This is a genomic window from Citreimonas sp. (genome assembly GCF_042096055.1).
Lineage (GTDB): Bacteria > Pseudomonadota > Alphaproteobacteria > Rhodobacterales > Rhodobacteraceae > Citreimonas.
Window position 1 is genome coordinate 3,417 of the sequence record NZ_JBELMH010000095.1, and the last position, 6,615, is coordinate 10,031.

The window sequence follows — 6,615 nt, forward strand, 5'->3', positions numbered from 1 at the left end:
GTGCTGCGCGGGATCGAGTTCCGCATCTGGCTGAACCAGCTCGCCGACCTGGCGCTCGACGCGATCTCGCTGGGGTCGATCTACTTCCTTGCGGCGATCGGGCTGGCGATCACCTTCGGCGTCATGCGCGTCATCAACATGGCGCATGGCGAGTTCATCATGATGGGCGCCTATACCGGCTACGTCGCGCAGCAGCTCGTGCCGGGCTACACCCTGTCGCTGATCGTGGCGCTGCCGGCCGCGTTCCTGATCACCTTCGCCGCGGGCGTGGCGCTCGAGCGGCTGGTGATCCGCCACCTCTACCACCGCCCGCTCGAGACGCTGCTGGCGACCTTCGGCGTGTCGATCGCGCTGCAGCAGATCGCCAAGAACATCTTCGGCACGCAGGCGCGCCCGCTGACCTCGCCGGGCTGGCTGGACGGGTCGCTGGCCTTCAACGACATCGTGTCGATCAGCTACATCCGCATCGCGATCTTCGTCCTGGCGCTGCTGTTCCTGGGCCTCTACCTGTTCGTCATGCGCGGCACGAGGCTGGGGCTCGAGGTGCGCGCGGTCACGCAGAACCCGCGCATGGCCGCGTCGATGGGCATCAATCCCGACCGCATCAACATGCTGACATTCGGGCTGGGCTCGGGCATCGCGGGCATCGCCGGGGTCGCCATCGGGCTTTACGCCAAGGTCACGTCCGAGATGGGCGCCGACTACATCGTGCAGTCCTTCATGACCGTGGTCGTGGGCGGCGTCGGAAACATCTGGGGCACGCTGCTGGGCGCGGGCCTCGTCGGTTCGCTCCAGAAGGGGATCGAGTGGGCCAACCCGTCGAACACGCTGGCGGCGCAGACCTACATGATCCTGTTCATCATCCTCTTCATCCAGTTCCGGCCCCGCGGGATCATCCCGCAAAAGGGCCGCGCGGCGGAGGCGTGACATGACATCGCTGACCGAAAGCCCCGTTGCCCCGCCCCGCCGCCGGCCGCTGGCGATGCGCCATCCGTCCGTGCTGGTGTTCCTCGCCCTGCTGGCGCTGCTGACCATCATGGTCACCGTGATGTCCGAGGCGGTGGGCACCGGCGCGCTGTCGACATCGCTGACCAAGACGCTGGGCAAGACCCTGTGCCTGTGCCTCGTGGCGTTGGCGATGGACATGGTCTGGGGCTATTGCGGCATCCTCTCGCTGGGGCACATGGCGTTCTTCGGCCTGGGCGGCTACGCGATCGGCATGTGGCTGATGTACGAGCGCACGCGCCTGATCGTCGTCGACAGCCTGGCCCAGCAGCCCCTGCCGCCCACCCCCGAAGAGGTCCGCGACGGCATCGCCACGCAGATCTTCGGTGTCGTCGGCGCGTCCGAGTTTCCGCCGATCTGGGCCTTCGCCCATTCCCTGCCGCTGCAGCTTCTGGCGGTGGTGCTGGTGCCGGGGCTGCTGGCGCTGGTCTTCGGCTGGCTGGCGTTCCGCAGCCGGGTCACCGGCGTCTATCTGTCAATCCTGACGCAGGCGATGACGCTGGCGCTGGCGCTCTACCTCTTCCAGAACGACAGCGGGCTGCGCGGCAACAACGGGCTGTCGGGCCTGCAGAACGTGCCCGGCCTGTCGGACGTGCCGCAATCGACCGTGTCGCTGTGGTTCTTCTGGGCCTCGGCCGCGGCGCTGGGGCTGGGCTACGTGCTGTGCGCGTGGATCGTGTCGGGCAAGTTCGGCAGCGTCATCCGCGCCATCCGCGACGACGAGGCGCGCGTGCGATTCCTCGGCTACCCGGTCGAGGGCTACAAGCTGTTCGTCTTCACGCTGACGGCCGCCATCGCGGGCATCGCCGGCGCGCTTTACTACCCGCAGGCGGGCATCATCAACCCGGCCGAGATCGCGCCGATCGCGTCGATCTACCTTGCCGTCTGGGTGGCGATCGGCGGCCGCGGGCGGCTGTACGGCGCCGTCATCGGCGCAGCGGTCGTGTCGCTTCTGTCGACGTGGTTTACCGGCGGCCAGGCGCCCGACGTGGTGCTGGGCCCCCTGCGCATCCAGTGGGTCGACTGGTGGACTGTCGGCCTGGGCCTGTCCTTCGTGCTAGTGACGCTGTTCGCGCCGCGCGGGATCGGCGGGTTGATCGACCTGATCCACGAGCGCGCCGCGCCCGACCGACACGGCGCCGATCTGGGCCCCGACCAAGGCGCCTTGCGCGAACAGGAGGCCGAGCGATGACGCTCCTCGAAGTCTCGGGCGTGTCGGTGTCCTTCGAGGGGTTCCGGGCCATCGACAATCTGTCCTTTGCCATCGGCGAGCGCGAGCTGCGCGCCGTCATCGGCCCCAACGGCGCGGGCAAGACCACGTTCATGGACATCGTCACCGGCAAGACCCGGCCCGATTCCGGCACGGTGCTGTGGGGTGACAAATCCCAATCCCTGCTGTCGATGTCGGAGAGCCAGATCGCTCGCGCGGGCATCGGCCGCAAGTTCCAGCGCCCGACGGTGTTCGAGGACCAGAGCGTCGCCGACAACCTGATGATGGCGCTGAAGAAGGATCGCGGCCCCTTCGCCGTGCTGGTGTTCCGACCCAGCGCCGATGACCGCGACCGCGTCGCGGCACTGGCCGACGAGATCGGCCTGTCCGCCGCGCTGGGACGCAAGGCCGGAGAGCTGTCGCACGGACAGAAGCAATGGCTCGAGATCGGCATGCTGCTGGCGCAGGAGCCGCGCCTGCTGCTGGTCGACGAGCCCGCCGCCGGCATGACCCCGGCCGAGCGCGAGCACACCACCGACCTTCTGGTCGAGGCGGCGAAGACCCGCGCGGTCGTGGTGGTCGAGCACGACATGGAATTCGTCCGGCGCCTGAACTGCCGCGTGACGGTCCTGCACGAGGGCAGCGTGCTGGCCGAAGGCTCGATCGACCACGTGACGTCCAACCCACGCGTGATCGAGGTGTATCTTGGCCGCTGACACACTCCAGATCGAGGGGCTGACGCTTCACTACGGCGGCAGCCAGATTCTCAACGGCGTCGACATGACCGCGCGGAAGGGCGAGGTCACCTGCGTCATGGGGACGAACGGCGTGGGAAAGACCAGCCTGCTCAAGGCGATCTCGGGCACGCATCCGCGGTCGGGCGGCACCATGCGGATCGAGGGCGAGGCGATCGGCCGGGCCTCGGCGCACGATCTGGCGCGGCGCGGCGTCGCCTACGTGCCGCAAGGGCGCGAGATCTTTCCCCTGCTCACGGTGCAGGAGAACCTCGAGACCGGCTTTGCCTGCCTGCCCCGGTCCGAGCGGCGCGTGCCCGCCGAGATCTTCGAGATGTTCCCGATCCTCAAGGACTTCCGCACCAGGCGTGGCGGCGACCTGTCGGGCGGGCAGCAGCAGCAGCTGGCGATCGCTCGCGCGCTGGTCACAAGGCCGCGCCTTTTACTTCTCGACGAGCCCACCGAGGGCATCCAGCCCAGCATCATCAAGCAGATCGGCGAGACGATCCACATGATCCGCGAGGCCGGAGAAATGGCGATCGTGCTTGTCGAGCAGTATTTCAGCTTCGCCCACGACCTCGGCGATCGTTTCCTGGTGCTGGAACGCGGGGCGAAAAAACTGGGCGGCACGAAAGCCGAGATCCCGCGCGACGCTTTGCGCGACGCAGTCTCGGTCTAGCGTTCCCCTTGACGCGGAGCCCGCCGCGCAAGGGGACCGGCGGCCTCGCGACCGCCAGCATGCATCAATGCACCTGCGACAGAGCGTCCTTGCAGGACGCGGCGCAGCTGCGGCAGGATTCGGCGCAGATGCGGCAATGCTCGTGCTTGTCGGCGTGATGCTCGCATTCCTCGGCGCAGCGGGTGCAGGCTTCGGCGCTGGCCTTCAGCACGGCCGCCAAGACGGCCTCGTTCGACCCGGTGCGGCGCGACGCCATCGACCCCGCCGCCGTGCAGATGTCGGCGCAGTCGAGGTTCAGGCGGATGCACTGGCGCATCTCGGCGACCATGTCCTCGGCCAGGCACGCATCGGCGCAGGAGGTGCAGGTCTGGGCGCAGGCATAGCATTCCTCGATGCATTTCAGCAGCGCATCGGCCGTGCTGCCGGCGACGTCGGGGTGGGTACTGATCATCTCGCGGACTTGCACTGTCATCTCCTTCTCGATTGCAGAGATCGGTAAACGGCGGCACCCTGTCGATGTTCCGCCAACCGGCCTGCCTGCCTTCGTTCACGAAATCGTGGATCGGATGCGCGCCTGCCCTCGTTGGTCCGGTAACCGGCGACAAGAACAGTCCTTGCGACAACGGAAGAGCCATGCCCACGCTTGTAGACCAGACCGACATCCTGCTTCGCCCGGGCGAGACGTGCTGGCGCATCGCCCGCGCCGACCGCGCCGCGCTGATCGTCGATGCGGCCGACTACTTCGTGCACCTGCGCATGGCGCTGATCGGCGCCGAAGAGGCCGCCTACCTGATCGGCTGGGATTTCGACCTGCGCATCGAGATGGTGCCGGGCCAGAGCGACGCGGACGGCAACGCGCCCGACGGCTGGCCGAACCGGCTGGGAGAGTTCCTCGAGGCATTGGTCGAGCATCGTCCCGAGTTGCGGCTGAACATCCTGAAATGGGATGCCGCGATGCTGGCGGAGATCGCCACCCAGGCCTGGGAGACGCTGAGCCTCAAGCTGGCCTCGGACCGCATCCGCTTCGCGCTCGACAGCCATCACCCGGCGGGGGCGTGCCACCACCAGAAAATCGTGGTGATCGACGACAGCGTCGCCTTCTGCGGCGGGATCGACGTGACCTCGGGCCGCTGGGACACCCGCGCCCATGCGCCCCAAGACAGCCGCCGGGTCGACCCGGACGGCGCGCTGCACCAGCCGTGGCACGACGTGACCACCGCGCTCGAGGGCCCCGTGGCCGAGGCGCTCGGCGACCTGTCGCGCCAGCGCTGGAAGAAGGCGACCGGCGACGACCTGCCGGTGCCCGAGGCCCGCGGCCGCGCGTCCTGGCCGCCCGCGCTCGAGGCCGACATCCGCAACGTCGACATCGCCATCGCAAGGACCGAGCCGCGCTACAAGGACACCGACCTGGTGAACGAGATCGAGGAGCTGTACCTCGCCGGCATCCGCGCCGCGCGGCGCACGATCTACATCGAAAGCCAGTACCTCGCCGCCTCGTCCCTGTGCGAGGCAATGGAGGACCGGCTGGCCGAGCCGGGCGGCCCCGAGATCGTCATCATCAACCCCGAGTCCGCCCAGAGCTTCCTCGAGGACGAGGCGATGCACTCGGTCCGGTCGCGCATGATCCAGCGCCTGCGGGACGCTGACGTGCGCGGCGGCGGCGGGCGCTTCTCGATCGTGCACCCGACCAACGCGGACAACACGCCGATCTACGTGCATGCCAAGGTCTTCATCGTCGACGACCGGCTTCTGCGGATCGGGTCGAGCAACATCGACAACCGCTCGATGGGGTTCGACACCGAATGCGACATCGCCATCGAGGCGCAGTCCGCCTCCGAACGCGCGCTGATCCGCAACTTCACGCTGTCGCTGCTGGCAGAACACCTGGGCCGCGACGCGGACGTCGTGCGCGCGAAATGGCGCGAGATGGGCTCGCTCGTCGCGGCGATCGAGGTGCTGCGGATGGTGGCCGGCCGCACCCTGCGCCCGATCGAGCCGCAACCGCTCGATCCGCTCGAGGAGATGCTGGCCGACACGCGCATTCTCGATCCGCGATACTGGCCGCAGAACAGCGTTCCCAAGTCCGAGCGCGTCAAGCATGCGGCCAAGCGCGCGGTCCAGCCCTACCATCTCGAGGTCGCCGGGCTGGGCACGATCCTGCTGGCGGCCGGGGTCACGGCACTGGGCTTCTGGGCGGGCCGCGAGATCGCGCGCCGCGCGCGGCAGGAAAAGCTGGCCACGCCCGCGATCGTCACCGACCGGACCTTTCGCCCCTCGCCGCGGCGCGACGGCGAAAGCTGAGGGCGCGGCGGCTGTCCCTACACCCCGCGCGTCAGTGACTTGGCACTCATGTGCCGAGAAACCGGAACGGCCCGCGCCCGCTGCACGTTGAGGTCCGAACCCGAGAGAAAAGGAGACTCTCATGAGCGAAGACCAAGACAAAGGCACGATCAAGGACGTCAAAGGCTCGGCCAAGGAGACGGTCGGGAAAGCCACCGGCGACCGCGAGGTCGAGCAGAGCGGCCAAGCCGATCAGGCCGAGGGCAAGCTCCAGAAGGGCATGGGCAAGATCAAGGACGCCTTTCGCGGCAAGAAATAGGAAGCGCCTGCCTCCCGCGCCATGACCGGTTCGCCGGCGGCGGCTTTCCGGCGCAAGCCGGGCGGCCCGCGCGCCTTAGCGCGCAGGACGGATGAAGCCCAGCGCCGAGGCACACCACGGCCATCCCGACGGAACGATATCCGGCGACTTAGAGACAGCGCGAGGCGATCGCACGCGACGCAGCTAGTAGCGGCACCAAGACCCTTCGGAGACAAGAGCCACCTGAATTGCCCGACCGGTTCGCGCCTCGCGAAACAGGCAGGCAAGGTGTTGGCGCAGTCGGCGCCTCCTCTCGTTTCCGCCACTAACGGACGGAGCGACACATGTGGGGCGACCTACCGACGGCGGTTCTGATCGGCGCGTTTCTGGCCGCCAGCGGCGTCATCTT

General features: G+C 68.2%; 7 protein-coding genes. 6 read left to right on the forward strand and 1 reads right to left on the reverse strand.

The genetic code is table 11. The features are described 5' to 3' along the window. The 4 genes from urtB to urtE form a co-directional block, all read left to right on the forward strand. On the forward strand, positions 1 to 927 hold a 927-nt coding region (gene urtB, locus ACFDTC_RS15770), incomplete at its 5' end, for an urea ABC transporter permease subunit UrtB (protein WP_375259841.1). Between the two features lies 1 nt (position 928). Beyond that, complete coding sequence (gene urtC, locus ACFDTC_RS15775; RefSeq protein ID WP_375259842.1) at positions 929 to 2,197, forward strand: urea ABC transporter permease subunit UrtC; 1,269 nt, start codon at positions 929 to 931, stop codon at positions 2,195 to 2,197. After that, positions 2,194 to 2,931 carry an urea ABC transporter ATP-binding protein UrtD gene (gene urtD / locus ACFDTC_RS15780; protein ID WP_375259843.1) on the forward strand — a complete coding sequence of 246 codons (738 nt, stop codon included), beginning with the start codon at positions 2,194 to 2,196 and terminating at the stop codon, positions 2,929 to 2,931. The genes urtC and urtD overlap by 4 nt, the downstream gene beginning before the upstream one ends. Beyond that, on the forward strand, positions 2,921 to 3,628 hold the full coding sequence (gene urtE, locus ACFDTC_RS15785; protein WP_375259844.1) for an urea ABC transporter ATP-binding subunit UrtE: 708 nt from the start codon (positions 2,921 to 2,923) through the stop codon (positions 3,626 to 3,628). The genes urtD and urtE overlap by 11 nt, the downstream gene beginning before the upstream one ends. 64 nt (positions 3,629 to 3,692) lie before the next feature. Here urtE and ACFDTC_RS15790 read toward each other — a convergent pair whose 3' ends face one another. Beyond that, on the reverse strand, positions 3,693 to 4,100 hold the full coding sequence (locus tag ACFDTC_RS15790; RefSeq protein ID WP_375259845.1) for a four-helix bundle copper-binding protein: 408 nt from the start codon (positions 4,098 to 4,100) through the stop codon (positions 3,693 to 3,695). Between the two features lie 482 nt (positions 4,101 to 4,582). Here ACFDTC_RS15790 and ACFDTC_RS15795 point away from each other — a divergent pair, with 482 nt between their 5' ends. Both ACFDTC_RS15795 and ACFDTC_RS15800 read left to right on the forward strand, forming a co-directional pair. Further along, the gene (locus ACFDTC_RS15795; RefSeq protein ID WP_375259846.1) at positions 4,583 to 5,929 is read left to right on the forward strand and encodes a phospholipase D-like domain-containing protein; all 1,347 of its coding nucleotides are present in this window, start codon (positions 4,583 to 4,585) and stop codon (positions 5,927 to 5,929) included. A gap of 121 nt (positions 5,930 to 6,050) precedes the next feature. Continuing rightward, positions 6,051 to 6,227: a CsbD family protein gene (locus ACFDTC_RS15800; protein WP_375259847.1), complete on the forward strand. Its 177-nt coding sequence runs from the start codon at positions 6,051 to 6,053 to the stop codon at positions 6,225 to 6,227. Positions 6,228 to 6,615 lie beyond the last annotated feature (388 nt).